Origin of the sequence: Candidatus Centipeda massiliensis, from assembly GCF_900290285.1 — a bacterium.
Taxonomy (GTDB): domain Bacteria; phylum Bacillota; class Negativicutes; order Selenomonadales; family Selenomonadaceae; genus Centipeda; species Centipeda massiliensis.
This window is the reverse complement of record NZ_LT985756.1, coordinates 374,390-400,116: the sequence shown is the minus strand read 5'-3', so window position 1 is coordinate 400,116 and position 25,727 is coordinate 374,390. Positions and strand designations below refer to the sequence as shown.

General features: G+C 55.9%; 19 protein-coding genes and 3 pseudogenes. 9 read left to right on the top strand and 13 right to left on the bottom strand.

Annotated elements, in window-relative coordinates; all coding sequences use genetic code 11:
• Nucleotides 1-244: 244 nt before the first annotated feature.
• Together C8273_RS13440 and C8273_RS13275 are read right to left on the bottom strand one after the other, a co-directional pair.
• A pseudogene (locus C8273_RS13440) lies at nucleotides 245-975 on the bottom strand (class I fructose-bisphosphate aldolase).
• Between the two features lie 175 nt (nucleotides 976-1,150).
• Nucleotides 1,151-1,234 (bottom strand): annotated as a pseudogene (locus C8273_RS13275) (secretion protein HlyD); the annotation flags it as partial.
• A 239-nt stretch (nucleotides 1,235-1,473) separates the two neighbouring features.
• Here C8273_RS13275 and C8273_RS12670 point away from each other — a divergent pair.
• Nucleotides 1,474-1,647, top strand: coding sequence for a hypothetical protein (locus C8273_RS12670; RefSeq protein ID WP_159060768.1), 174 nt, complete (start codon nucleotides 1,474-1,476; stop codon nucleotides 1,645-1,647).
• A 56-nt stretch (nucleotides 1,648-1,703) separates the two neighbouring features.
• On the opposite strand, the gene C8273_RS10480 is transcribed toward C8273_RS12670, so the two are convergent.
• The 5 genes from C8273_RS10480 to C8273_RS10460 are packed head-to-tail and all read right to left on the bottom strand — an operon-like array spanning nucleotide 1,704 to nucleotide 11,382.
• Entirely contained in the window at nucleotides 1,704-4,259 is a 2,556-nt protein-coding gene (locus C8273_RS10480) for an NB-ARC domain-containing protein (protein ID WP_106627641.1), read from the bottom strand.
• Between the two features lie 32 nt (nucleotides 4,260-4,291).
• The gene (locus C8273_RS10475) at nucleotides 4,292-5,893 is read right to left on the bottom strand and encodes a hypothetical protein (RefSeq protein ID WP_106627640.1); all 1,602 of its coding nucleotides are present in this window, start codon (nucleotides 5,891-5,893) and stop codon (nucleotides 4,292-4,294) included.
• A 24-nt stretch (nucleotides 5,894-5,917) separates the two neighbouring features.
• The gene (locus tag C8273_RS10470; RefSeq protein ID WP_106627639.1) at nucleotides 5,918-7,636 is read right to left on the bottom strand and encodes an Hsp70 family protein; all 1,719 of its coding nucleotides are present in this window, start codon (nucleotides 7,634-7,636) and stop codon (nucleotides 5,918-5,920) included.
• Nucleotides 7,629-9,263 (bottom strand): hypothetical protein, encoded by a 1,635-nt coding sequence (locus C8273_RS10465; RefSeq protein ID WP_106627638.1) that lies wholly within the window; start codon nucleotides 9,261-9,263, stop codon nucleotides 7,629-7,631. The genes C8273_RS10470 and C8273_RS10465 overlap by 8 nt, the downstream gene beginning before the upstream one ends.
• 28 nt (nucleotides 9,264-9,291) lie before the next feature.
• Nucleotides 9,292-11,382: a hypothetical protein gene (locus tag C8273_RS10460; protein ID WP_106627637.1), complete on the bottom strand. Its 2,091-nt coding sequence runs from the start codon at nucleotides 11,380-11,382 to the stop codon at nucleotides 9,292-9,294.
• 287 nt (nucleotides 11,383-11,669) lie between these two features.
• Here C8273_RS10460 and C8273_RS13270 point away from each other — a divergent pair.
• From C8273_RS13270 to C8273_RS10435, 5 genes and pseudogenes are all read left to right on the top strand, one after another.
• Nucleotides 11,670-11,768 (top strand): annotated as a pseudogene (locus tag C8273_RS13270) (secretion protein HlyD); the annotation flags it as partial.
• Nucleotides 11,769-11,875: 107 nt separating this feature from the next.
• On the top strand, nucleotides 11,876-13,414 hold the full coding sequence (locus tag C8273_RS10450; RefSeq protein ID WP_106627636.1) for an ABC transporter substrate-binding protein: 1,539 nt from the start codon (nucleotides 11,876-11,878) through the stop codon (nucleotides 13,412-13,414).
• A gap of 133 nt (nucleotides 13,415-13,547) precedes the next feature.
• Nucleotides 13,548-14,546, top strand: a complete 999-nt coding sequence (locus C8273_RS10445) for an ADP-ribosylglycohydrolase family protein (RefSeq protein WP_106627635.1) — start codon at nucleotides 13,548-13,550, stop codon at nucleotides 14,544-14,546.
• A gap of 28 nt (nucleotides 14,547-14,574) precedes the next feature.
• Nucleotides 14,575-15,939, top strand: a complete 1,365-nt coding sequence (locus C8273_RS10440; protein WP_106627634.1) for a purine-cytosine permease family protein — start codon at nucleotides 14,575-14,577, stop codon at nucleotides 15,937-15,939.
• A gap of 10 nt (nucleotides 15,940-15,949) precedes the next feature.
• On the top strand, nucleotides 15,950-16,828 hold the full coding sequence (locus C8273_RS10435; protein ID WP_106627633.1) for a PfkB family carbohydrate kinase: 879 nt from the start codon (nucleotides 15,950-15,952) through the stop codon (nucleotides 16,826-16,828).
• Nucleotides 16,829-16,929: 101 nt separating this feature from the next.
• Here the strand turns inward: C8273_RS10435 and C8273_RS10430 are convergent, their stop codons facing one another.
• On the bottom strand, nucleotides 16,930-17,817 hold the full coding sequence (locus C8273_RS10430; protein ID WP_106627632.1) for a fructose bisphosphate aldolase: 888 nt from the start codon (nucleotides 17,815-17,817) through the stop codon (nucleotides 16,930-16,932).
• Nucleotides 17,818-18,022: 205 nt separating this feature from the next.
• Here C8273_RS10430 and C8273_RS10425 point away from each other — a divergent pair, with 205 nt between their 5' ends.
• Nucleotides 18,023-18,832, top strand: a complete 810-nt coding sequence (locus tag C8273_RS10425; RefSeq protein WP_106627631.1) for a DUF6630 family protein — start codon at nucleotides 18,023-18,025, stop codon at nucleotides 18,830-18,832.
• Between the two features lie 224 nt (nucleotides 18,833-19,056).
• Here the strand turns inward: C8273_RS10425 and C8273_RS10420 are convergent, their stop codons facing one another.
• From C8273_RS10420 to C8273_RS10400, 5 genes are read right to left on the bottom strand one after another with little or no spacing between them, the layout of a single operon-like run.
• Nucleotides 19,057-19,932, bottom strand: coding sequence for a hypothetical protein (locus C8273_RS10420; RefSeq protein WP_106627630.1), 876 nt, complete (start codon nucleotides 19,930-19,932; stop codon nucleotides 19,057-19,059).
• Between the two features lie 24 nt (nucleotides 19,933-19,956).
• Nucleotides 19,957-20,832, bottom strand: coding sequence for a hypothetical protein (locus tag C8273_RS10415; RefSeq protein ID WP_106627629.1), 876 nt, complete (start codon nucleotides 20,830-20,832; stop codon nucleotides 19,957-19,959).
• Nucleotides 20,833-20,858: 26 nt separating this feature from the next.
• Nucleotides 20,859-21,731, bottom strand: coding sequence for a hypothetical protein (locus C8273_RS10410; RefSeq protein WP_106627628.1), 873 nt, complete (start codon nucleotides 21,729-21,731; stop codon nucleotides 20,859-20,861).
• Nucleotides 21,732-21,767: 36 nt separating this feature from the next.
• Nucleotides 21,768-22,337 carry a LemA family protein gene (locus C8273_RS10405; RefSeq protein WP_106627627.1) on the bottom strand — a complete coding sequence of 190 codons (570 nt, stop codon included), beginning with the start codon at nucleotides 22,335-22,337 and terminating at the stop codon, nucleotides 21,768-21,770.
• A 46-nt stretch (nucleotides 22,338-22,383) separates the two neighbouring features.
• Nucleotides 22,384-23,712 carry a TPM domain-containing protein gene (locus tag C8273_RS10400; RefSeq protein WP_106627626.1) on the bottom strand — a complete coding sequence of 443 codons (1,329 nt, stop codon included), beginning with the start codon at nucleotides 23,710-23,712 and terminating at the stop codon, nucleotides 22,384-22,386.
• Nucleotides 23,713-23,954: 242 nt separating this feature from the next.
• On the opposite strand from C8273_RS10400, the gene C8273_RS10395 reads away from it, so the two are divergent.
• Together C8273_RS10395 and C8273_RS10390 are read left to right on the top strand one after the other, a co-directional pair.
• On the top strand, nucleotides 23,955-24,788 hold the full coding sequence (locus tag C8273_RS10395) for an Rpn family recombination-promoting nuclease/putative transposase (protein ID WP_106627625.1): 834 nt from the start codon (nucleotides 23,955-23,957) through the stop codon (nucleotides 24,786-24,788).
• Between the two features lie 332 nt (nucleotides 24,789-25,120).
• A complete protein-coding gene (locus C8273_RS10390; protein WP_106627624.1) occupies nucleotides 25,121-25,573 on the top strand; it encodes a hypothetical protein in 453 nt (150 codons plus the stop codon).
• Nucleotides 25,574-25,727: the final 154 nt, after the last annotated feature.

Genomic DNA, 25,727 nt, shown 5'->3' with positions numbered 1-25,727 from the left:
GTCTTTTATGATACAAAAATGCGGATTCCGCATTTTTGTCCATTTGCATTATAACTGACATCAAAAGGATTATCAACGTTCTGTGTGACATTTTTGCGGATTCCGCATTTTTGTCCATTACGTGTCGTTCCTGTTTTGCTTGGGGAATGAAAACACACACAACAAATCCCCCGTCGCACGGTGCGTGCGGCGGGGGATTTGTTCGTGAGAATATGGGGGAAACGACGGCACCGTTAGGGGCTCATCAGGTGATGGAGGCTCTGTAGATGCTGTCGATTGCCTTCTTGAGGACGGCGTTGAATTCATCGTCGCTCTGCGAGAAGCGCAGATCCTGCGTGAGGGCGCGGGAGAAGCTGGCGATGAGGCCGTGGTTGCGTGCGAGTTTTTCGTTCGCATCGTCCATGGTGTAGCCGCCGCTGAGCGCGACGACGCGGACGACGTGGCTGTCCTTCATGATCTCTGCGTAGAGGTTGTCGACGGTCGGGATGGTGACTTTGAACATGATCTTGGCATCGGCGGGCAGCTTTGCGAGGTGCTCCTTCATGCAGCCGAGCATGATCTCCTCTGCCTTTGCCTTATCGGGGCAGTGGATGTGACGGAGCGCATCTTCGTGCCGAAGATGTGGCGCTCGTTGGCGCGGTCGAGCAGTGCGTCAAGCCCAGGGATGGGCTTCATGAGCTGCACGCCGTCCTTTTCGTCCGCGAGTCCCTTGTCGACCTTGAGGATGGGGACGATGCCCTTCTTTTCCCAGAGGAAATCTGCGGAAAAGAGGCTGTCGATCTTGCGATCCATGGTGTTCTCGAAGAGGATTGCCGCGAGGATCTCACTCTTGTCGAAGGAGGGGCTTTTGATGATACGCGTGCGCATCTCGTGGACACGCGTGAACATCTCCTCCTCGCCGTACGCCTTGAGCGCTTTCGGCGTGGAGCCGCCGCTCTGGTCAAGTGCGGCGATGAAACCTTTGTCGCTGGTCATACGTTTGAGTTGTTCCTGATTCGTTGGACATACCTCCTATTGTATGAAAACATGAGAGGGGAAGTTCCCCTTTGATTCCTGCACTTATTATAACGCGACTGAGAGATAAAATCAATTATAATCGTACACTTTATTAAGGAAGCACTGATAAATTCAGCTTGTGCCTCTTGACTCATCTTTTTTGCCCGCACTGTGCCCTAGAATCCTCCACATAGCCCCTGCTATGCGTCCGGTTTGCCTCCTTGTTCGGACGAAAAATCTACGTCAATCTGCAGGACTGTTTTATCAGTGATTCCTTAGCTGTTCAACTTCATTTTATAATGAACGATAGGAAAAAAGTAACCGCCCATTCCGATAAATGAGCGGTTGCTTGAAAAATGAACGTTTATTCTAGAAAGATGCCGTCATAGGATGCTTCTTTCTGTTTGTATTGTAGCAGGATTTATTTTGCATGACAAGTATGGATACAGGAAACGCTGTTTTTGTGAGGGATGCTATATGGATATTGATACGATTGTCGCAGAGCTGACACGGCGTTTTGATGCGCTGCGCTATGAGGTGTGGTGGAGCTCGTCGAGGAGCTGCGGCGCACGATGCAGGGGAAGGCTGTGCTTGCAGCACGAGCGGTTCGTGATCGATATCGCAGGGGCGGCGGAGGAGTTCGATTCCTGAGCAGGGGTGCTGCCAAGTGCCGTATCCTCCTCTGTGCTCTTTGCCGCCTAGAGGGACTATGACAGCAGGGAAAGCAGGTACTTGTACGATTCGTTGTTGCGGCAGTCCAGCTGCTTTGTCTGGCTGATTTCCAGGATCAGTTCATGGATGTTCCTCGCATACATCTGATCCTCCGCCGAAAAGCTGTGCAATGCCTCCTTCAGTTTCACATTGCAGAGGATACCAATCCGCTCCCGCAGTTTCTGGATCTGCTCGTTGATGTACGCACGTGTGTTGGAGCGGTTTCCGAGGAGTGCATCGGCATCGTCCCGAATCTGTTCGAATTCTTTCTCCAGTGAGATCAAGGGAGAAATGTGGGCGGTATCTGCATTCGGTTGCTCTGCTTCGACGCCGTAATTTCTGAACAGGGCTGCATATTCCTGATCGATGGGGAAGTACTTCTTCCCACGTGCATACACATCCCGAATGCCGTTCATGTCACTCGTTTTTTTACATTGCTGCAGAAAGATATCCAGCAGTTGGAAGCGGTATTCCTTCGTGTATTTCAACACATTTTCCAGCGCGAAGAGGTTGACCATGTGAATGTCAAGGTCTGCATTCTGCACAAGAGCATAGTCCAGTATACCCTGCTCCACGCCTTCCTGCGCCGTGACCTTGAACAGTTTTTCGTCAAAGGTGTTCGCGTCCGCATACTCCTCGTGAAAACTCTGTATGCACTGATCCAGAATAAACGCGGAGATATTGCTGCTAATTTGGATATAGTCACTCTCAACGCGGATGATGCTCAGATTCTTCAGCTCATTCAAATCCTGCTGAAAATCCACATCAACCTGATCAAAACGTGCACAGTACAGCTTATAGAAGATCTCCAGCACATCCAATGAGATGCTGTTCTGACCATATTTGACAAAGAAGGCGATGATGAGGAAGAGCAGCTTGGAGGTGAATGTGTGGAAATAGCTGTACAGTCTTCCCAGCAGAAAATCCTCTGCGTTCTCCTTCCAGTCCTTTTGCAGGATTTTTGAGGAAAAGCCGTTCAGCTGCAGCAGCGTGACAAATTGAATGGCGAGCAGGGGAAGCCCCTGCGTCAGTGCAAAAATTTTATGTCGGTTTTCTCCCGCTTGGAATTCGCGGAAGCGTTCGCAGGCATCTGAGCGGGGGTTGCTTTCCAACAGTTTTTCAAAACGCTTGGTCATGAATGCAATGATCTGATCTTCATCCATCTGTCGGACATCGTACGCCGACCCGATCAGATATTGGGATCTGGTTGTGATGAGCACTTTGTGCCGGTCGATCTGCATGCGGTTGATCAGCTCCACAGATGCGGCCTTATCCTCATTGGACAGCGTTTCATAGTCGTCAATGATCAGCAGGATGCCCTTTTCCTGCAAAAAGGCTTCCTCGATCTCCCGCACATGGTCGTCACTGTCTGGCTCCTTGGAAAGCTCCAACACGCGACTGATGGTGCGCAGGATGTCACGGTAGGAGCCGATTGCCCGACCGGGATCAATCGTACGGATGGTGCCGCGCTCGGTGCGGCTGTCCAGGCGAAATTCCCTGTCCTTTGCGGAGCAGAAGATGACATAGCGGAACAGCGGCTCCTCTGCGGTGGATTCAAACAGATACTTGGTACAGATAAAGTGTACCAGAGCTGTTTTCCCGATGCCGCCGCCGCCGCGGATCGTGAGGCAGGTGTTTGACTTGTTCTTTTTTAGGAAGTCCCAGATCTGTGTGACATAGCCTGTGAATGGTGGAATATTGATGAAATAATCGTAATTGTTGTCGAATCGGTTGGAAATCACGCCGTTGGAGCGGCAAATGGTGTGCTCGCTCGTCTTCTTGTACGAGGTGAAGAAATCGGGAAAACTCTTAGAGTACTCGTAGTTGTCCCTGAATTCCGAGATGAGATAGTACGCAAAGGTTCCACTCGCCAATTTGTAGCCGCTGAAACAGAAGATCTCATAGTTGCCGGTGTCCACGCCCTGTTCCTGCACCAGTATGAACGGGGAGATGCAGAAATTCCCCTGCGCACAGGAATAGTACAGCTCATCGCAGGTGAACTCCGCAGCAATGCGCGGATCTACGTCCCGATATTCATAATTACGATCCGGGAGGAATACCGTCAGCTGGCCGGAGTCCGGCATCTGACGCAGACGGAACTCGCATTCGCTGCCGAAAAATTTGTCCTCATACGACTGGAGGGATTTATAGCAGCGTTCCAGATCCGCACAGATCTCCTTGTACTTTCCCTCCTGCACGTTCGGTAGGATCGCCGTATGTCCAAAACAGGTGTTGCGGATATGGATAAAACGGCACATGGTCTGAATATAGCCGTCATCAATATGGAACACGGATTCCCCGATCCGATCCATTTCCATGATGTAGGAGAGGGTTGTTCCCAGGATGGGCTTCTTCATCTTTTTCGTGATATCCAGCCGCATTTCGCGCGGGATGACGTTTTCCTTGCGATCCCAGAGGCAGGCGAACATCAGAAACAGATGATATTCAAAAAGGATGCGGTAGTATTGTGACATGGTACTGTATACATTGGGGGAATTTTTATGGTGCAGCCGCTGAATGCGATCCAAGATGCCCTTCTGTATATAATCCATGGAGCCTCCTTTCCGTATCTCCGGAACCAATTCTACGCTTTTATGGTAGTGCTCTTCAGGTTCTGAAGAATTGTTTTTGCCAGATTACAGACGGACGGCTGGAACTCCATGCCCTCCTCGGCGACAAAATAGAGGAAGTTCTCATATTTTTTGTAGTTGAAATCATCGATGATGGTCTGGATGATCTTCAGGCAGGTGTTCTGCTCCTGCAGGCGGATCTGGATCGTTCCGAACGCCGTCCCGTAGCCGAACCAGCCCTGAATCAGCTCCCCTACCTGCGGGTCATACAGATGGCGGTACTTCTGGATGAGCTGGTAGTAGTTCATGATCGCCGCAGACAGGCGGTCATCGTCCAGATCCGTGCTGAGATAGCGGACGGTGGCAGCGCGGACGGCGGGAAGCCGTTCGCCAAGGTTGAAGAAGCAGGCAAGGTACATCTTGATCTGGTCGGGGCGCGTTTCGGACAGGAAGTCTCCGACCACATCATCGCTGCTGACCTTGTCCTGAAAGAACAGCGCCATGCGGATGGGGGCGTAGTATTCATGGGTCGGATCCACCTTGGAAAACGCCTGAATGGCGGGGGGATAGTTGATGGCGCCGAAGTAGTTGGCAATTACGGCCGTGGTGATCCGCCGGGAACGCTGTTTTGGATTTCCGCCCAAATCCAGGGAACGGAACAGCCGCTCGCTGACGGCTTCGTTGGCGGCGAGCTTCAGTGTATTGATCGCGTCGTAGGGGCTGCCGCTGCCGTCAAAATGTAGGACTCGTTCGGTCGCAATGTGGAGCAGATATTTCTGCTCGTCCTGGTTGGTGGCGTTCTTATACTGTCCCGCCAGGTTGTCGTTCCGCTCGGGGTTGAGCATCCGGCGGACGAGATCCTTGGCGTAGGGTTTGGCATCCCGAAACATATTGCCGTCCAGCCGTTTCCGATACTCCGGGAAATGGACGCCGAACTTTTCCTTGAACTTGTTCCCAATCTGCTTGTCGGCATCCGTTCCCGTAAGGTCGTGCACCATGGAGAGGATATCGGGGACGAACAGCTCGTTCCGGGACTCCATCAGTGCGCAGAAACAGCCATAGCTCACTTCTTCCTGATAGTGGAAGTTGTCATAGATGTAGCGGAGAAGCTCCTCGTCCCCGAGCTTGCCCGCCGCAATCTCACAGACATTGATGGTCTGCTCCCATTTCCACACGTGCAAGATATGCTTCAGGGAGCGAAGAAAGCCGTCCTTTTCCCGCACGATGCTGCAGACGACATCGGCGACCTCATCCAACAGTTTACGATTGATGAACATATTGGCGGCAAGGTTTGAGGTGTAAAGCATGACCTCGATCGGGCACACCTCCCCGCGGTAATTGCGGATCATTGCCTTGGACTGCTGCATCAGATCCTGCTTCAGCGGCATTTTTGGGTTTCTCCGGTACCGTGTCCAGATCTTTGTGAACGCCTCCAAATCTGATTTTTCGAACTGCCCCGTGAACAGCTGGTTGCTTTTGACATGGGCGATCACCCGCCCCCCGCTGATGTCGGGGTCATTCGCCTGGATGGTGGCGACGGCCTCCGGAAGATGGGACAGATCGAGCCGGCTCAGCGCATCCCGCAGCGCCGGATTGTTGAAATTTGACGATTCCATAAGGCACTCCATTTCATCGGTCGGTCAGATTTTTTCGAAGGTGTCCACGGTCAGATCAAACACCTGATTCCGCACATCGGAAATGACCAGCTGCATTTTCAAAAAGCGATCCTCATCGATTTCATAGCGGATGCGCGCCTCCGTATTCGGTTTCACAAGATCGTTGAAGGTCTGCGCGTAGTCATAGAGGATTCTCATTTCGGGGTCCCATTGGCTCTGCCCCGCAAACAGGTGGAAGCGCACCCCGTTTGAGCCGACGTGAAATGTATGCTCCACCTCGCCGCTGCAGGGGATCGCGATGTTCGCGGGGATAATCTCCATCGGCAGCTGGTTTTCCACGTCAATGAAGATCGCCTCCGGCAGTTTGGGACGCTCATCCCGATGCTCCTGCACCAAGGCAGATTCTTCCTCGGTTTCCGCGGGGTCTTCGTCCTGCAGATTCAGCATGTGGGCGGTGTCTTTCCGCGTGGATACGAATTTCGAGATCGCCGCCCCCATCGCCACGGCCTCCATCGGCTCCTCCGCCTTGAGGACGGGGCATTGGCAGTACGCAGCGAGCGCCTTTTCAATGGGCGGGTACATCGACATGCCGCCGGTCAGGAAGACGCAGTCGATGCCGCGTTCGCCCTCCTCCTTCAGCCGCTTCAGCAGCTGATAGACCGGCTTCAGCACGTGTTTGTCCCGCAGCTTGTCCGTCAGATCACGCGTGGGACGGCGGTAGCTGTCGTTGAAGAACAGGGCGGTGTATGCCCGATATTCGCTGTAGGTGCAGTCCAGCTCCACGTTTTCGTATTTGGTCAGGAACCGCGGAAGAGCCCCGTAGGTCGGGGTGGGGAGGTCTTCGTCCTCGCCGTAGCCCTGGTTCAGCTGCGTGCTGTACCATAGCTTGTACTGCTCGCAGGCCGGCATGATCCGGGCGACCAGATCCGCCTTCAGCTCCGGTGCGTCGATCTCCGCATCGTTGATTTCATAGCGTCTGAACAACTTGTTCAGAATGCCGATCGCAGCCTGTTCGTCGAAGTCGTTTCCGCCGAACTCCGTATAGCGGTTCGTTGCAACAAAGTGGATGTCATAGACGTCGTCCTCGTCAATCTGCAGGTCGACGACACAGACATCGCACGTTCCTCCGCCGATGTCGTACACCATCATGCGCTTTTTTTCCGAGAAGTCGATCATGTCCTCCGCGCCCGATGCGTACTGCCCGTTGATATAGTGGTAGAGTGCGGCGATGGGTTCTTCCAGAATGGACACCTTTTCAAAGCCCGCCATTTTTGCCGCCATGATGGTGTCCGCGATCTGGCTCTGGTTGAACGAGGCGGGGACGGTGATGGTTACATCGGGGAACTCGCTGTCCCCGCGCTGCATGACGGTCTGCCGGATGGCGTCGTGGCAGACCTTCAGAATGTCGGCGGCTGCCTTGACCGGTGTGTACTCGTTGGCATATACGACCTTGCGCCCCATGTCGATCTTTGTGTTGTAGAGGATGCGCCGATCCGCGCCGTCCTGCTTTTTGTCGCGCGCGAACCGCCCCACCTTTACCTTGCCGTTTGCACCGAAAAAGAGTACGGAGGGCAGGGACTTCTCCATCCCGATCTGGTTTTCCATTATGTACTGGTTGATCGAGCATATCGTGGGGCGCATGATGTTGTGGCGCGGCATCTTGCACGTTGCCATCACCGTATTGGTGGTGCCGAGGTCGATTCCGATGTGGATTTTGTGCCGCATGTCCTTTGCATTATCCATTCTGGTCGGCCTCCGTTTCCATCGTCACCCAGGGCAGGACGAGATTCTCCCCCTTGTATCTCCAGCCGGGATAGTTGAGAAGGCCGCGGTTCAGCCCCTCTGCAATATCCTTTTCGTTGACCGCATAGACGACATTGGCCTCCTCGGAGTCAAACGGAACCTTCTTCCCGATCTTGTCGGCATCGTACGGGGAAATCCCGATGCCGTCGAGGACGAACAGGAAGTTCTGAACAGCTGCCTTCATCTTCTCGCTGCTGAGTTCGGACAGCCCGCTTCCCATCAGGTACAGCTCGTTCAGCGGTGCACCGTATTTGCGGTCGCACAGCCGCTGAAAAATATCCATCATCGCCTTTGTGTACTGGGACAGCTCGCTGCGGAACTCCTGCGAGCGGACGCCCTCGTAGTATTCCAGCTCGCGCTTCAGATCGTAGATCTCCGCATCCTTCTGGGAGATGAGGACGTCATATTTGCGGGTATACTTCTCCATCTCACTGTCACTCTGATCGTCCCGCATGCGGGACTGCTGCGACGGCCGGTTGCTTTTGTCGCGTCGCTCGATCTCCTCCATCAGGATGTCATTGACGTACAGCAGCCCCGTCTTGTAGGGGATCATCTCCTGCGCCAGGGCGGCACTGTAGTTTTCCCGCTGCCCGAGGTCGTAATAGCGGGTCATTTTCTGTTCGCACTCGTTGAAGAGGTGGCTGCGGATGTTATCCGACAGATTTTTGGTTTGCGCCGTCACCTTCTCATGCAGCTCGTCCGGGTCGGCGGCACCGTTGGAAAGAGCCAGTTTGATGTTCACTGCCGCCAGCAGATCGAACAGTGCCCGCTCGCTGCGGATGGTTTTCAGCCGGTTGCCGAACGCGTTGATGCAGATGCCCTTTTTGCTGCGGAGGTACTTCTCCACCGAGTCGTCATAGCTGTACTGCGGGAACTTCTCCCTCCACGCCTGCTTAAAGGCGGCGATGTAGTCGACGAAATCATTGTTGCCGATCTGAATCTCGGCCAATGCGTCCAGCTCTAACCGGAACAGCAGACGTTTTTCCGGCGGAACCGCAAGCTTCTCGCAGACCGGAAGGAAATAGTCCGTCATATATTTTTTTACGGTCTCCAGCGTATCCCGGAATGGGACGGAGAAACGGTTCATCAGCTGCAGGTACGCGTCATAATCCGCTTCCGTCAGATGTGCTGTGTACTGGCTGTGCAGGTACACAATTTCGCGGCGCACCATGACCTCTGCCTCTCCGCTCAGGTCGCCGGCGACGTCGAGGCAGCTGCGGCGCATTTCCGTCTCGTCGATGGCGAGGCTGTAGACGCCCGTCCGGTACATCCAATCCAGCAGCACGCAGGTCGCAAAAAATGTGCACAGAAGCTTTTTGCTCCGTATCTTCCACGGCTGATTCGGGAACATATACTCCGAGAACAGCTTGTAGTTTTTTCCGTATTGGATCATCTTGCGTACGTCGGCATCGTCCCCGTAGATTTCCTGCATGTAGTAATCTCGCTGCTGCTCGTAGGAAAATCCCTTGCCCGCATGATGGCCGGCAGCCAAATCAAACAGAAGATCGATCTTCATGCGATCCAGACCCGTCGGCAGATAATCGCTGGAAAATTCAACATTGCCCATGTCGTGCTCCTTCAAAATCCAGATGACTCTATAAAATTGCTATGCTTCCAACAATACGCGCCGGATCACACCGCGCTGCGCCCTTGCTGCCGCCCTTTGCCGCAGCAAAAAAGGAATCCAGTTCATTGAGAACGTTCTCCGGCAGACGGAGCCGGCATTCCTTCAGCTTCTGATAATCACGCTCGAAGGAGAGGAAACTTCTCGTCGTTTTGGCTTTGTTTGACCGCGCCAATATGTTTTCGTATTCGGCTTTCATGGCAAGCCGCGCCATGAAGTGCGGCAGATTCATCGGATTGCTGTCGGTCACGGAGATCGCTTCCTTGTAGTATGGCTCTGCCGCGCCCGGCTGCATGACCGCCTTTGCCGTGCCAATCCTCCATAAAATGATGTTCACAGGATACAGGCGCTGGTCGGGGATGATTGCGTCCGGCGGCACCACATTCCATGCGGAAAATAGTTCTTCTCCCAGCGGATGCCCCTTTTGCAGCGCGTGCGCCATAAGACTGGTGTAGTGCAGAACGCCGAAGACCGATGCGTTTTTATCCCGACGGAACACGTCCAATAGTTTCGCAGGCGCGGCGTCCTCCACCCCGCAGGCTCTGCCGAGCCACAGCAGCGCCTCGCCAAATTGCCCGTCCAGATACTCCACCATAGAGCGTACCATGGACTGACGCGCCTTGTCCGCCGCACGGTGAAACTGCTCCATTGCCGCGTCCGAGTCCCTGCGTGCCAATGCCAGTTCCTCCGGTGTTTCGTACGAAAGATAACAGCGGGCGGTCACACGGGAGCCGAGTACCTTGCCCAAGGTCGTCGATTTGATCTTTTCGCCGAATTCGCCCAGGTCGTCAATCATCTGCACGACCGATACGGCATCCGTCAGAATTTGCTCCAATTTGTCCAGATTTGCAATCGCGCCCCTGAAATCATACATGTTCTTCTGCTGTTCCGCCTCGCGCAGCTTGTAGGACAGATAGTAGTCCATGGTTTCCCACGTCGCGGGAAGCCGCGCGAGCTTCTCGCGGCATATTTGTATCCGTTCTTCGGCACCGCTCACATCGCCCTGGTGCGTCGCTGTCGTCAGCCGCAGGAAATGTAGGTCAAAGTCCGCCTCGGGCGAAAGCAGCCCCTTCTGTGCCAGCAGGGGAAATAATTTCTGTGCGATGCGATCCATAAACTTGTTCGCGGTTTCGTACTTGCGCGTATCGATCAGGATCTTGATGAGGTTCGAGAGAACCTCGAACTGTACTCTGCTGTTTGCCGCTCCCAGCTGTTCCAGGCGCTCCACGATCAGATGGTTGAATTCGCTGCCGTGCAGCTCTCTGAGTTCATCATCGTATTCGCCATACCAGCTGTATACGGCCTCGGCCCAGCGGCTGCTTGTGATATGCGCCTGTATCTGTTCCCACCCGCTGTGCTCTAGCACCTTGAACCGAAGCTGCGCGAGCGCCCCGACCCGTTCCTTCTGCGCCGGTGACAGGGAGGACACGCCCCCGCGCAAGGTGTAGTTGACGGCATCCGCCAGCATGAGCAGAGGGGATTTTCTGGCGCTCCCCCAATGCAGACGGTACTGCAGACGGCTTCGGTCGTTGGGGGCGATATGAGCCATGCGGAGCAGGATTCGTTCCTGTATGCGCTCGAAATAGGCATCGTTTTCGATGGACTGACAAATGCCGCTTTTTTCTTTTTCCTCCATCTGAAGTCTGGTAGCATAGGTGATGTTAAGAGAAATCTCATCTTTATAATGCGCCAGCAGGTGATACATCAGTTTCAGGATTCCCTCGGCAAATACATTCAGATACGTGATGTCCGAATTCACGATCCTGTTGCCGCGTCCGTTCTGAAAGACCACCATCACGCCGCCGGCGGTCTGCAGCTCCTCCATCAGACAGACGTTGAACGCCGGAAGCGCAGCGGATCTGCTTTCCATCGCATGAAATTGATCCGTATCGATTTCGGAAAAGGATGCGTCCTTCCGTTTCGTTTTAGCAAACAGGGACTCCGCCCATGCCTCACTGCATTTTTTGGACATCAGATAGCCCGCGACAATGGAAGGCCGCCCATCTTTGTTCCGCTCCTCGAACTGACCGCTCTCATCAAGGTACAGCTCGAAATGATTCATAGAACCTCAACTCCCAAAGAATATCAGTGATTCCTTAATGATCCTTAATGACAGTGTTTCTACATAAATAAGTAGATTCCTGTCTGCTATTAAGTCATTTCAAAAATTTCTCTCTTCTAAGCACTGCGGCAGGCTCGAATTTATCAGTGCTTTTCTAACGACAACAGTCCTTTTGGAAAAATTGGAAAAAACGTGCACAGTGAGAAGGAAATTGAATCATAAATCACGAATGGTTTATAAATATGTGCATATCGAAAATTTTCTCAAATAAAGGAATCACTGATAAAATGAAGTCTGTCAGATTGGTACAGATTTTTTGTCCTGTCAAGGAGACAAACCGGACGCATAGCAAGGGCTATGTGGAGGATTCTAGGGCACAGAGAGGGTGAAAAAGATGTGCCAAGATGGCAGTGCTGAATTTATCAGTGCTTCCTAAAATTGCTGCTCCAATATGGCGAAAAAGGGGAATGCGGTCAAAGGGGGGGGATGTGTGATGAAGAAGTTGCTGCTTTTGTGCATGGCGGTTGTCCTTCTCGCGCTCACGGGCGGCTGCGTCGGGGAACGCGCCGACGAGGCGCATGGTGCGCGGCTCGTCTATGCGACAAAGGACTACGAGGAGATCGATGTGCTCGTGGATGAGTACTCCGAGATCGGGCAGCTGCTGTTCGACGGGCTGATGCGGCGCGATGAAAACAATGACATTGTCCCGGCGCTTGCGGAGTCGGTGGAGTACGACTCCGCGACCGATACGTATGTGTTTCACCTGCGCAAGGACGTGCACTGGCACGATGGGAAGCCGCTGCGTGCGGCGGATGTGAAGTTTACCATCGAGGCGATCCGAGATCCGCGCATCCACTCACTTCACGCACCGAACTTTGAGGATGTGAGTGAGATCACGGAGGTCGACGATCAGACGGTGCGTATTCGCCTGTCTGCGCCGAATGCTGCCTTTCTCGACTACATGATGCAGCCGATCCTGCCAGCACATCTGCTCGCAGGGCAGGATCTCACGACGACGGGGTTTTTCCGCAATCCCGTCGGGACAGGTCCCTTCCGCATGGAGCAGTGGGAGGCGGGCAAGGAGATCGTTCTCGTAAAGAATGAGGACTACTATCGCGGCGCACCAAAGATTGACTGTTTCGTGGTTAAGATTGTGGCGGACGATGCTGCGGAGGCAAAGGCGCTTGCCGACGGGACGGCAGATCTGGCGCGGCTTGCGCCACAGACAGCGGTACCCTTTGAGGGGAAGGAGCGCAATCGCTACTACGCGATGAAGTCCTCGAACTACGGATCGATTCTGATCAACTGGACGCATCCCTACTGGCAGCGCAATCGCGACCTGCTGCCTGCCATTGCCTACGCCATTGATCGTGCGGCGGTCGTGAACGAAGCCTTGCGCGGGCACGGGATGCCTGCCTACGGCCCGCTGCAGCGCAGCTCCTACGACAATCCGAATGTCCCGCACTATGACTATGATCCCGCAAAGGCACGGGCGATCCTCGAAGCGGCGGGCTGCACGAAGGGAAGTGACGGCTACTATATGCGCGGCGGGGAGGAGGTCGGATTCGTCCTCACAGTGAAGAACGACAAGCACAGCCGCATCGACATCGCCAACGTGGTGGCGGCGCAACTGTGTGCGGTCGGGATCCACTGCACCGTAGAGACTCCTGCGCAGGTCGACTGGGACGGGCAGATGGCGTACCTCAGCGGCGTGGGGAATGAGATCGACCCGGATGCACATACCTACAAGGTATACTCGACCAACGGGCGGGGGAATGACAGCCACTACTCGAATCCGCGCGTGGATGAATATCTCCTCGCTGCGCGCCGCACCACCGACCCCGCTGAGCGGATGCGCCTCTACGGGCTCTTTCAGGAAGAGGTGACGAAAGACCTTCCGTACATCTATATATGCTATATCGACTTCATCTACGTGACGAGTGCACGCGTGCACGGCATCACGCCGGACAGGCTGCTCGGCTACCGGGGCATTGGCTTCTTCTGGAATGTCAACGAGTGGACGGTGGACTGAGGGGATCCCGCAGAGTGGGAAATGATGAAAATAGAACAAGCCCCGTCACTTGCTGGTGGAGGCTTGTTCTTTCGCGTTGTAAAACAATTTTGGATATTGTATAATCTTCTTGTATCGTGAAAGAGGTGATTGTATGAGAGATCATATCTTGGGGACGCTGTACGGGATGGCATTGGGAGATGCGATGGGGATGCCGTCGGAGCTGCTGAGCCGCGCGCGGATTCGGGAGATTTTCGGGCGGATCGAGACGTTTGAGGACAGTCCGCCGGAAAATCCTGCGGCGATTGGCTTGAAGAAGGGGGAGTTTACGGATGATACGGCACAGGCGCTGGTCATTCTGGATTCTCTGATGGAACATGACTATGTGCCGGACAAGGGGATCATTGCACACAATCTGCTGCGCTGGGCGGTTCAAACGGAGGCGTTCGAGAAGAATATTCTGGGACAGAGTTCCAAGGCTGCGCTCCATGCCGTTGCGCACGGCGAGGATCCGGAGCCGTATACGGTAACGGCGGTGACGAATGGGGCGGCGATGCGGATTGCGCCGATTGGCTGTCTGTTTCCCTGCGATGATCTGGAGGGGCTTGCCGCGTATGTGTTCCGCATCAGCGAGGCGACGCACAAGACGGATGTGGCACTGGGCGGTGCGGGGATGGTGGCGGCGGCGGTCAGTGCCGCACTGGACGGCAGGTCGTGGGAGGGGATCATGGACGCTGCCATGGACTGCTATGCGATGGCGGCGCGCTATGGGGCGCAGACGTACAGTGCCTCGCCGAAAGCGCGGCTTGCCTTGGCGTTGGAGCTTGCCCGGCGGCACCGCGCGGATGCAGAGGCGTTCTCCCTTTCTGTCTACGAGGGGATCGGCACGACGACGCTCATGAATGAGGCGGTGCCCACCGCCCTTGCCATGGCGTATTATTTCAAGGAGCCGCACGCGTGCAGTCTGGCATGTGCGAATCTCGGCGGCGATACGGATACGATCGGCGCGATGGCGGTTGCTGTCTGCGGGGCGAAGGCGGGGGCGGCTGCGATGGACCCCGCCCTGATTGCCGTGCTGGAGCAGAGCAATGATGTGGATTTCGGGCGGTATGCAGACAGTCTGCTTGCGCATCGCGGACGGGTTTATTGTTGATGTGGCAAGGATTTGTGGGAGGCGTATCATGAACGAAGAAGAAACGGTTTTTTTGTCGGCGGCGGAGCGGACGGATCGGCCGCGCAGTTTGTTTTTCCTGTACTGTGCCGCCAATATCGGGATCCTTGGTCTGGTGTATGGCGCCATTATCGTCGGCTTTCAGCTGAGTTTCCTGCAGGCTGTTCTCGCTACGGTCATCGGCTCGTTTTCGTTTGGGATTGTCGGCTTGATGAGTCTCGCGGGGCGTGATACGGGGGCGGTCACGTTCGTGCTGTCGCGTGCCTCGTTCGGCTTTCGCGGGAATCTGATTCCCTCGGTGGCGGCACTGATCGGGCACGCGGGTTGGCTGTCGATCAATGTTTGTACCGGTGCGCTGACGGTACTGGCGCTGTTTGCGACACTCGGTCTGGACGCCACGCCGATGACGACGGGGATCGCGTTGGCGATTTTTGTGCTGCTGGTGCTGGCGTCTGTGGTGTTCAGTCATGATATGCTGATCCGTATGCAGACGATCTGTACCTATTTGTTCGGTTTTTTTACGCTTGTGATTCTCGCCATCATTATTCCGCAGACGGATTGGGCGATGCTGCTGGCGATGCCGGACGGGGACTGGGCGGCCAATTTCCTGCCGGCGCTTGCCTTTGTCGCCGCCGGTACGGGCATCGGCTGGACGAGCTATGCGGCGGACTACAGCTGCCATCAGGCGGTCAAATACTCCCGCAGCAGGGTCGGTTGGGCGGTGACGCTCGGCGGTGTTGTGCCGCTTGTGCTGATGCTCGGGGTCGGCATTCTGCTGTCGAGCAAGGTGCCGGATCTCGCAAGTTCGTCCAATCCGATTGAAGTCATCAAGGGGGTGCTGCCGGTCAATCTGGCGATCCTTTACTACATCACGGCGATTGGCGGTCTCACGCCGCAGTGCTTCCTCGGTCTGAAATCCTCCAAGCTCGTGCTGCAGGCGGCGCATATTCTGGTGAATGAACGGTGGATTCTGCTCTTTCAGACGGTTGTCGTTACGCTCATTCCGGCGTACATTCTCTTTGTGGCGCAGGATTTTCAGGGGACGTTGGAGGGCTTCCTCAGCATTATCGGCAAGCTGCTCGCCGCATGGTCTTCGGTGTTTCTCATGGACTATCTGCTGCTGCGCCGCACGCATGGCTATGACCGGGTTCTGCTCACGGATCCCGTGCGGAATGCGCTGAACTCTCGCGGCGTGATCAGTTGGGTGGTTGGCTTTGTCGTGGGAATGCTGTTTTCCCAGACGTTTGTGTTTACCGGACCCTTTGCCACGGGGATTTTCGCCGACAACAGTCTGAATGTGCTGCTGACTCTTGTTGTCAGTGGCGGTCTCTACAGCATTTTGGTGCTGGTTGGCGACAAGCGGTCTGCGGCGTAAGGAGGCACGCATGGGAACTGCAAAGATCTTGATTCTCGGGGCGGCAATCATCGATGTTGTCATCCATATTGACCGTCTGCCGAAGGCGGGGGAGGATATCGCTGGTCAGCAGCAGGGCATGATTGTCGGCGGCTGTGCATTCAATGTGTCAAAGATCATGGGGGCACTGGGCACGGCACACGATCTCTGTGTTCCGGTTGGCAGGGGGATGTATGCGGACATCATCCGGCAGGAACTGCAAAAGGCGGGGCGCGCTGTGATGATCGAGGATGGGCGCTGCGACAACGGATACTGCCTTTCCTTTGTCGAGGCGGATGGGGAGCGCACCTTCATCACGATGGACGGCATTGAGACGATGTGGCGGGATGCGTGGCTGGAAACGCTCGATGCGCAGCGGTACGACTACATCTATGCGTCCGGCTACGGCTTTCAGGAGGACAATCCCAGCAGCGAGGTTCTAATGCGTTTTGTGCGCCGTAAGAACGCAGGCTGCCGTCTGGTGCTCGACCCGGGACCGAGGCTCTTGGGGCGGCGGTTCGCGGATGAGCTGCTGGGCATGGGGACGATTCTTGAGATGAATGCGTCCGAGGCGATGGCGCTGGCGGGAGAAGCAGAGGTCGGAGCGGCTGCGCGAAGGCTCCATGGCGTGACGCATCAGCCCGTTGTCGTGACGCTCGGCAAAGAGGGGACGCTCTGCCACAGCGCGGCGGGGGGGCTGCACGTTCCCACGCGTCCGGTCAAGCCGGTGGATACCATCGGTGCGGGGGACGCGCATACGGCGGGCTTCCTGTCGGCACTGGCGCAAGGCAAGACGCTGCGCGAGGCGTGTGCGGCGGCGAACGACACGGCTGCGATTGTCGTGCAGCACACGGGCTGCTCCATGGAGTAGGAGTGGATCAAGGGAAGCAGTCACAACAAATCCCCCGTCGCATTGCGGCGGGGGATTGTTCGTGAGTATATAGGGGAAAGGACAGCTCTGTCAGCCTGCCATCAGGTGATGGAGGCGCGGTAGATGCTGTCGATTGCCTTCTTGAGGACGGCGTTGAACTCATCGTCGCTCTGCGTGAAGCGCAGATCCTGCGCGAGGGCGCGGGAGAAGCTGGCGATCAGCCCGTGGTTGCGCGCGAGCTTTTCGTTTGCATCGTCCATTGTATAGCCGCCGCTGAGGGCGACGACGCGGACGACGTGCGGGTCTTTCATGATGTCTGCATAGAGATTGTCGACGGTCGGGATGGTGACCTTGAACATGATCTTTGCATCTGCGGGCAGCTTTGCCAGGTGCTCCTTCATGCAGCCGAGCATGATCTCCTCTGCCTTCGCCTTATCGGGGCAGTGGATATCGACCTCGGGTTCGAGGATGGGGCAAAGTCCCTTCGCTACGATCTGCATGCCGATCTCAAACTGCTGGTCGATGATGGCGCGGATGCCATCGGGATTTGCCTGCTTGATGACGGAGCGCATCTTCGTGCCGAAGATGTGGCGTTCGTTGGCGCGGTCAAGCAGGGCGTCAAGCCCGGGGATGGGCTTCATGAGCTGCACGCCGTCCTTTTCATCCGCGAGTCCCTTGTCGACCTTGAGGATGGGGACGATGCCCTTCTTTTCCCAGAGGAAATCTGCGGAAAAGAGACTGTCGATCTTGCGATCCATGGTGTTCTCGAAGAGGATTGCCGCGAGAATTTGACTCTTGTCGAAGGAGGGACTTTTGATGATGCGCGTGCGCATCTCGTGGACACGCGTGAACATCTCCTCCTCGCCGTTGTAGGCACTCTCGTCCACGCCGTACGCCTTGAGCGCTTTCGGTGTGGAGCCGCCGCTCTGGTCAAGTGCGGCGATGAAACCTTTGTCGCTGGTCATACGTTTGAGTTGTTCCTGATTCATTGGACATACCTCCTATTGTATGAAAACATGAGAGGGGAAGTTCCCCTTTGATTCCTGCACTTATTATAACGCGACTGAGAGGTAAAATCAATTATAATCGTACACTTTATTAAAAATTTGGGAGTGGCATCCGTATGTCGTCTTGACCCGCACTGTGAAATGGCGTAAGGTGGCAGCATGGCAAACAGGAGGGGGCTTTGGCGGTATGAGCCTATACAATCTGATTCAGAGAAAGATATTCAGCACATACGAGGACTGGTGTTTGAAGTGCAGTTCGATGAACCGGCACGGTTTTCATATCGTGGGGATCGAGAACGAATTGAGATCCATGCGCGATGGGACGAATATGTTTGTGGAGATCTGTCCGCCGCAGGAGGTCGACGGCTGTACGTCGATGAAGGCGTTCGGCGGGAAGTCTGCGGATCGGGTGGTGCTCGCGCTGGAAATCGACGGGAAGAAGTATCGCCGCGCGCATCTCTCCTATGATGAGGCGGCGCGGATCATGAAAGACTTCGTGAGAAAAAGAATGCTCCCCGATGTCGGGGGGTACGAACCGGCCGAAGATGATCCGAACGCGATGGCGGACGCACTCGCTGCGCTTGCGCATATCCTGCGCGTGGATGCTGCATATACGAAGCAGCTGCGAAAAAGGTTACAGGTGAAAGGCGCAGCGGGGGTTAATGACGCGTGGGAGGCACTTTGCAAAAAACTCGTGCGCAGCGGCAAGGCAGCGGGGCTTGACTGGAAGAGCGAGCGGGAGGATTTTGTTGCTGCCGTGCAGGCACTGGCGGCGGGAACGGGGCTTGCCGTCGATGCGGATCGGCTCGGCGAAATGGGTGGGATTCCTGCCTGGAGCAAGGCGATCAATGCGACGTGGAGGGATCATATTCTTGCTGCGATGGATATGAACAGCGAGGACTATGTCCTGCTTGTTTTGACAAGGGCGGATTTTGTGCGTGCGGCAGAATGCGCGCGTGTTCTCCTGCACAGAATTGCGCGGGCGGAGAAGATGTAAGACAAAAGGGGCTGTTGCACGAAGTTGTTTTGACTCCGTACAACAGCCCCTGTTCGTGTTAGCGCTCAAGGCGCCCCTACCACCGCTTTGCGGTCCCCCTCCCCCGTGTCGCACGGGGGAGGCTTTTCGTTATGGCATATTAGCTTCCCCCGTCGCAACGGGGGAAGTGGCGAACGCAGTGAGCCGAAAGGGGCGCTCATGCAACAGCCTCTTCTATGTCGTGATTATTCCTCGCTTTCGTACGACCAGCCCGCCCATGAGGCGGCGAGGGCAGTGCGTGCATCCTTGTCGAGTGCTTCCCACGAGACGAAGCTGACGCGGCGGCCGCCGTCCATGTATCTCTGCCGGAACGCTTCGGCTTCTTTGCCGTAGGGGGTGAGATCCTGATGTGTAGGGATGATCTTCATGGAGGTGTAGTTCGGCTCGATCTCTGCGCCGCCGACGTCCACCGTCCCCTCCGAGCGTGCCAGTGTGCCGACACCCATCACCCCCGCATCGAGCCAGATCATCTGCCCCTCATGCTCGATGGCGTAGTGCTCCGCCGCACTTGTCATCCCCTCGACGCGGGGCATGAGCTGTCGTTCGGCATAGTAGATGTAGTGCCCGTCGGTCATTCTCCCTCGGATATGGAGACGCGTGAAGTCGGGGGCGTGCCCTTCCTCGTATTGAAGTTCGAGCAGCGGCTCAAGCTTCGTCCGGTCTTTGCTGATCTCATAGGCGCGGCTGTGGACGCGACTCGGATAGTTGTTACAGAGATCGGTGAGCTGCTTTTTCTGCTTCTCTCCGATGTCGCCGCCCGCAAAATACAGCGGATCACGGTTCAGAAAATGCCATGTGATGAGCAGCTCGAGCCGTCCGTTGCGGTCAAGATCGGTGACGGCGGCGTAGAAGTACGCCATGCTGCGCTCCTGCATTCCGCTGCTGAGAATGCCGTTCCATGTGCGGTAGAGGTTGTTGATCTCCTGCTGTATCACACCCGATGCCGCCATGACATCGAGCTGCGCTTCCGCGTCAATCGCTGCGGGTGCGGCAGCGGCGGATGCCGTCAACGAGAGTGCGGCAAGTGCAGCGCCGAGCGATTTTTTGAGCGAGATTGTCATTGTGTGCCTCCTTTTAATGAATGGTTATCCCTTTCCGTCGATGGCGCCGTCGACAAAGCCTGCCCACGAGGCAGCAAGGGCTTCGCACGGATTGCGGTTGAGTTTGTCGCCGCTCACCCAGCGAATGGAACTTGCCGGCAGGAGTGCCTCGTCAAAGGTCTGATACAGATCGGTCTGCTGAAATTCCCGTCCACTCATATTCGTATGGGCGGGATCGCCGTCAAAGACACTGGCGGAGACGTGGATTTTCCTGCAGGTGGAGGGGCTGTCCACGTCCCGATAGCTGCCTTTTTCCACGGCGAGCAGCTGACAGCGCAGCGTTCCACGGTCGAGTGCGACGCGCTGATAGGACGCTGTATAGGAGTAAGAAGGGGCATTGCCCGTGAAGTAATCGCTCCGGGAGACGGTCACGGTGCGGACATGATGCCAGCGCGTGCCGTGCTCGTCAATCTCACTGAGGGGTTGGAGGTTCATCAGATCGGGCCAATCGTAGCCGTTCTCTGAGCGGAGGCGTTCGAGCCGTCCGTCCGCAGAGATCTCGTAGGCGGACAGGCTGATATCAATCGGGATATCCACAACACCCGCCGCATGGGGACCGGATATATCCATCAGGGTCATCGCATGGCGTACGAGCAGCTCAAGGCGACCATTGGCATCGAGGTCGGTGACGGCGATGTGCGTCAGGCGGGGATTGAAGCGTCTGAGATAGGGAAACGGTGCCTGTCCCTTATCCCAGCGCGCGACGAACTCATCCTTCCACAGCGGCTCTGCCTCCGCGATCATCTGCGGCTGTGCCTCAGGGCTTGGCGCGGCTGCGACGGGAGTGGGGGCGGCAGATGCCGTCAACGAGAGCGCGGCAAGTGCTGCGAGAATGGTTTTTTTGAGTGAAATGAATGTCATTGCCGTACCCCTTTCGTGAAAAATCTTTATCCCTTGCCGTCGATGACACCGTAGACAAAGCCTGCCCATGAGGCAGCAAGGGCTTCGCGCGGATCGCGGCTCAGCTCATTAGCTCCCATCCAGTATACGGCGCAGCACGGTGTGTAGATGTGCGTAAAATACTGATAAAATGGGCTCTGTACGAAATCTTCGTGACGCATCCCTAGATGGGCGGGGTCGCCGTCGTAAATATATGCGGAGGAGGGAACTGCCTCGACACGGTCGATGTCATAGACGTTGTAATAGCCGTTTTCCTCCGCGCACAGCTCACAGCGCACCACGCCGTTTGCAATGGCGAACCGCTGATAGGCGACGGTATAGCTGTAGTGATTGTGCTCGTCCTTCGTGATGGTGCTCGTGCTCATGTTGTACCAACGCGTATTGTCGCTGTCGATCATATTGAGCGCCAGTCCAGTCAGATCGGGTGCGCCGTACCCGTTCTCCGTCTCGGGGAGGCGTGCGAGTCGACCGTCCGTGCCGATCTCGTAGACCGCCATGGCGAACGCTGTGGGGATGGTGCGGAAGGGATAGGGGGTGATGCCCTCCTCCACGCTCGGCATGGCGGCATGGCGGAAGAGCAGCTCCAGCCGACCATTGCCGTCGAGATCGGTGACGGCGAAATACGTGCGAGTGGGGTCGAAGGAACGCAGATGCGGCTGCAGTGTATTGTCGTCATCCCCGCACAGGATGAACTGGCTCCTCCAGAGCTTTTCCGCCTTGGCGATGGCGTTCAGCTGCTTCTTTGCTGCCGCAGGCGATGTGATGTGCTGTGCGGTGGAGGATGTGGCAGAAGCGGATGCCGCCGTGAGCATGAGCAGGGAGAGTACCGCGACGATTGTTTTCTTGAGCGAAATTTTCATGGTGTGCCTCCTTTGTGTCCGTGTGCGGAGTACCTTTTAGAACTTCACCTCGGGGACGGCATCCGCGCCCTCCTTTGCCTTGAACTGGGGCTTTTGCGTCATGCCCATGAATCCTGCGAGGAACATGCCGGGGAAGGTCGAAATGCGCACGTTGTATTCACGCACCGCCTCGTTGTAGTCGCGGCGTGCGACGGCGATGCGGTTCTCGGAGCCGGACAGCTCGCGCATGAGCTCAAGGTACTGCGTGTTTGCCTTGAGGTCGGGATAGGCTTCGGCGATGGCAAAGAGGCGGCCGAGTGCGCCTGTCAGCTCCGCGTTCGCCGCATCCATCTGCTCCACGCCCTGTGCGCCCGCGAGTTTCGCACGCGCATTTACAACCTCCTCGATGATGGATTTTTCGTGTACGTCATAGCCCTTGACCGTGTTCACGAGGTTCGGGATGAGGTCGCTGCGCCGCTGCATCTGGTTCTCGACCTGCCCGTAGGAGGCGTCGACGCGGATCTCCGCCTCCTTCAGCCCGTTGTAGAGGGAGAAAAAGCTGAAGATGCCGATGAGGATGACGACGAGAATGACGATGCCGACGGAGATAAAGCCCTTGTTGTTCATGGTGAAAACTTCCTTTCGCATTTTGCCTCAATCGTTCAAGGCGCCCCTACCAATTCCCCGACGCACCGCCGCCGCCCGAGGAGCCGCCGCCGTAGCTGCCGCCACCCGACCCGCCGCCGCGATAGGTTGGGCGGTCATCATCATCGTCGTAGGTGCCGCCCCCACCGACTGAAGTCATGTGACCGTATCTACCCGAGGAGAGAAGGTTCAGCAGAGCAGCCAGCGAGAAGAAGGCAAGCCCGAATACCTGCCCCACAATCCAGAGGAGGAGCAGGAGGAACGGGATGAAGACGAGGAAGCCGAGGAGATAGACGTAGAAGGGCTCACTGCCGCCCTCATCGATGGAGTTCGGCACGGCGACATGAGCTTTCTCGCACAGGCGCGCGCCGACCATGGCGTAGCCCTTTCGGATCTCCTTGGAAATATCGTCCTTGTCGAAGGGGAACTCGGAACGAATGCCATTGGCAGCGAACGTTGTGTCGTGCTCCTGCTCCATCTCGGTCAGGGCAGACCCGAACAGGAAGCACACCTCGCGCTCCTCTTTGGCGATGAAGAGCAGCGCCGTGTTTCCCTGTGCCGCATCCTTCAGCTGCCAGTCGACAAAGAGCTGCTGCGCAAACCGCCGTGCATCCACACCCCTCAGCGTCGGCATGGTGACAACAATCATCTGTGCGCCCGTCGCATTCGTGAGATCGCCGCCCATCTGCTCAATCGCTGCCGCATCCTCCGGCGTCAGCATGTCGCCAAGATCCGCCACACTGCCGAGATGTGCGGGCTTTGCGGGGATGCCGAGCGCCGCGCCGAGACTCTCCAGTGCTACGCTGTACTCCGCACCCGCCTTTTGGGCGAGCGTGGCGTACGCCTGTAGAATCGCGGGGGAGTAGTTCTCCTTGCGGAACTCCCCCTTCATCGCGTCGAGTACGCTGCCCGCGTAGCCGTCCGTGATCGCGCCCTCCAGTCCGTAGCCGACCTCGATGCGGAACGCGCGGTCATCCTTTGCAATCAGGAGGAGCACGCCATTGTTCAGCCGCGCGTCGCCGATGCCCCAGCTGCGAAAGAGCTCGTTCGCGTACGACTCGATGTCCGTGCCCCCGAGCGTCGCAACGGTGACGACGACGATCTCCGCCTTTGTCTTTGCACGCAGCTCCGCCCCGATCTTTGTGATCTGCGCGGCGTCCTCCGCTGCGACCATGCCCGCCGTATCGACGACGTATGCCCGCTGCGCGGGTTTTGCGAGCAGCTCGCCCGCCGTGACGGACATCGTGCCGCGCAGCCTACTCTCAGCGGCATCCACCTGAGGGGCACCGCCGAGGAGCAGGAGCGTGACTGCAAGGAGGAATGCAAAGAGCGCGTGTGCTCCTCTGTTGCCGTTCATACCTTCCACATCCTTTCATGTGTATATCATTTTAATATTATTGTATCATGCTTTTGAAGATTATGTAACTGTCATAAATAACAGGTTCAAACGTCCTTTTTGTTGGGGGAATCGTCAAGTGCAGCTTTTTTCTGGCGTTTTGCACTCCTTGATTTTTCGCCGAGATTTTCAGCCTTGACAATGTTTACCGCAGTGCATACTATGATAGTAGAACGAACAAGGATGGGGAGGATATCGACGCAGTGAGGATTATCAAGAAGGATGTTCCTGCGGAATATAGCGTATTGATTCAGAAATTCCGTCTGATTGATGATACGTTTTTCAACGTATGCTTTGACAACTATACGGAAGGAATGCAGCTCCTGCTGCGTATCTTCTTTGGACGGGATGATCTCATCGTCAAGCGCGTTGTCACACAGCAGAGCGCAGACAATCTCTATGGACGTGGCGTGCGCTTCGATGTGTTGGCAGAGGACAGCGAGGGAAAGCTCTACGACTGCGAGGTTCAGCGGGCAAATGAAGGAGCAACCCCGCGTCGGGCACGCTATAACAGCAGCATGATGGATTCACGGGAACTGGCACACGGAGCGGACTTCTCCGAACTCCCAGAGACGTGGGTCATCTTCATCACGGAAAACGACATCTACAGAGTTGGCTATCCGCTTTATCATGTGGAGCGGATTGTTCAAGAACTTCAGCGACCGTTTGATGATGGGGCGCATATTCTCTACGTCAACGGGGCGAACCGTGACGATACGCCGCTTGGACGGCTGATGCAGGACTTCTTTTGCGAGCGTCCGGAGCAGATGAATTACAAAGAACTTGCCCAAAGAGCCGATTACTTTAAAGCAGAAGCAGAGGGGGTAAATGCCATGTGCGAATTGATGGAAAAATTCGGAGAGAAGAAATTGGAAGAAGGGCGTCTTGAGGGGCGAGAGGAGGGGCGTCTTGAAGGGCGTGCTGAGGGGCGACGCAAAATGCTTGAGATGGCACGTTCCCTGCTCACGTTAAACGTTCCGATCGAAGTGATCGAGAAGTCGAGCGGGTTGACGCGAGCGGAGATTCTGGCGCTGTAAGATGTATCTGCCGCGTGCCATTGAGAGCCGTTGATCTATTCAAAAAATCACCCGAGGCAAAATTCGCCACGAATATTTGGTGCGCGGATTTCCTCGGGCTTTTTCATGCCCGCGCATAATGATGCTTTGTTATGGCAATTTTTTGCATTAAACATCAGATGAAAAAACTTTACCATATCTGAAAATTACACTATAATAGAGAACGAAAGCTTTTCACATCGTGATAATTTTTCTTGTAAATTTGAAAAGGTTGCCTGGCAGGTGACCTTTTTCCTCCTTCCATCACGTATACTGGACATAGTTTCGGTCAACTATTTAAGGAGGAGATCACTATGTCATGGGTAAAGAACGGTCTGTTACTTGCGGCGGGCGGGGTCATCGGACTCTGCGTGGCTGCGGCGCTGGAGGTAGATGATGATGGTGCGGAGCGCGGCTCCGAAGGACTGCGCGACGTGGACGGCATCGCCCTCCTCGGAGAGAAGCTGCGCCGTGAGGCGGAGTGGGCGATGGAGGAGTGCACGAACGATGAGGAGCGCGCTGCCGTCTATGCCGAAATCAAGACATCCATCGGCGCCTTGCAGGAAAAACTCGCCGCGCGCGGCGCGGAGATCATTGCGGAACTGGAATCGCAGTTTGCAGAGGGGAGCGATGAGGCAGATCCGATGAATGAATCGCCTGTGCAGACGACGCAAGTGCAGAACATCCGAAACGCACTTGACGAGTTGGCGCAGTCCATGGATGCGACGTTGAAGCGGATGAGAACTCCAACGGCGTTGGCAGAGTAGAAAGAATGAGGGGGAGCTTAGATGGACAATTTGCTTCTGAAAACAATCGAGTTTTTCTTTATACCGGAAGCAGCATTATCCGTTATCTTTTTGATCGTGTTTATTGCGATCTTCCTTTTGGGAATCAAGTGGCGGCGTTATTGTCGGTCAGTAC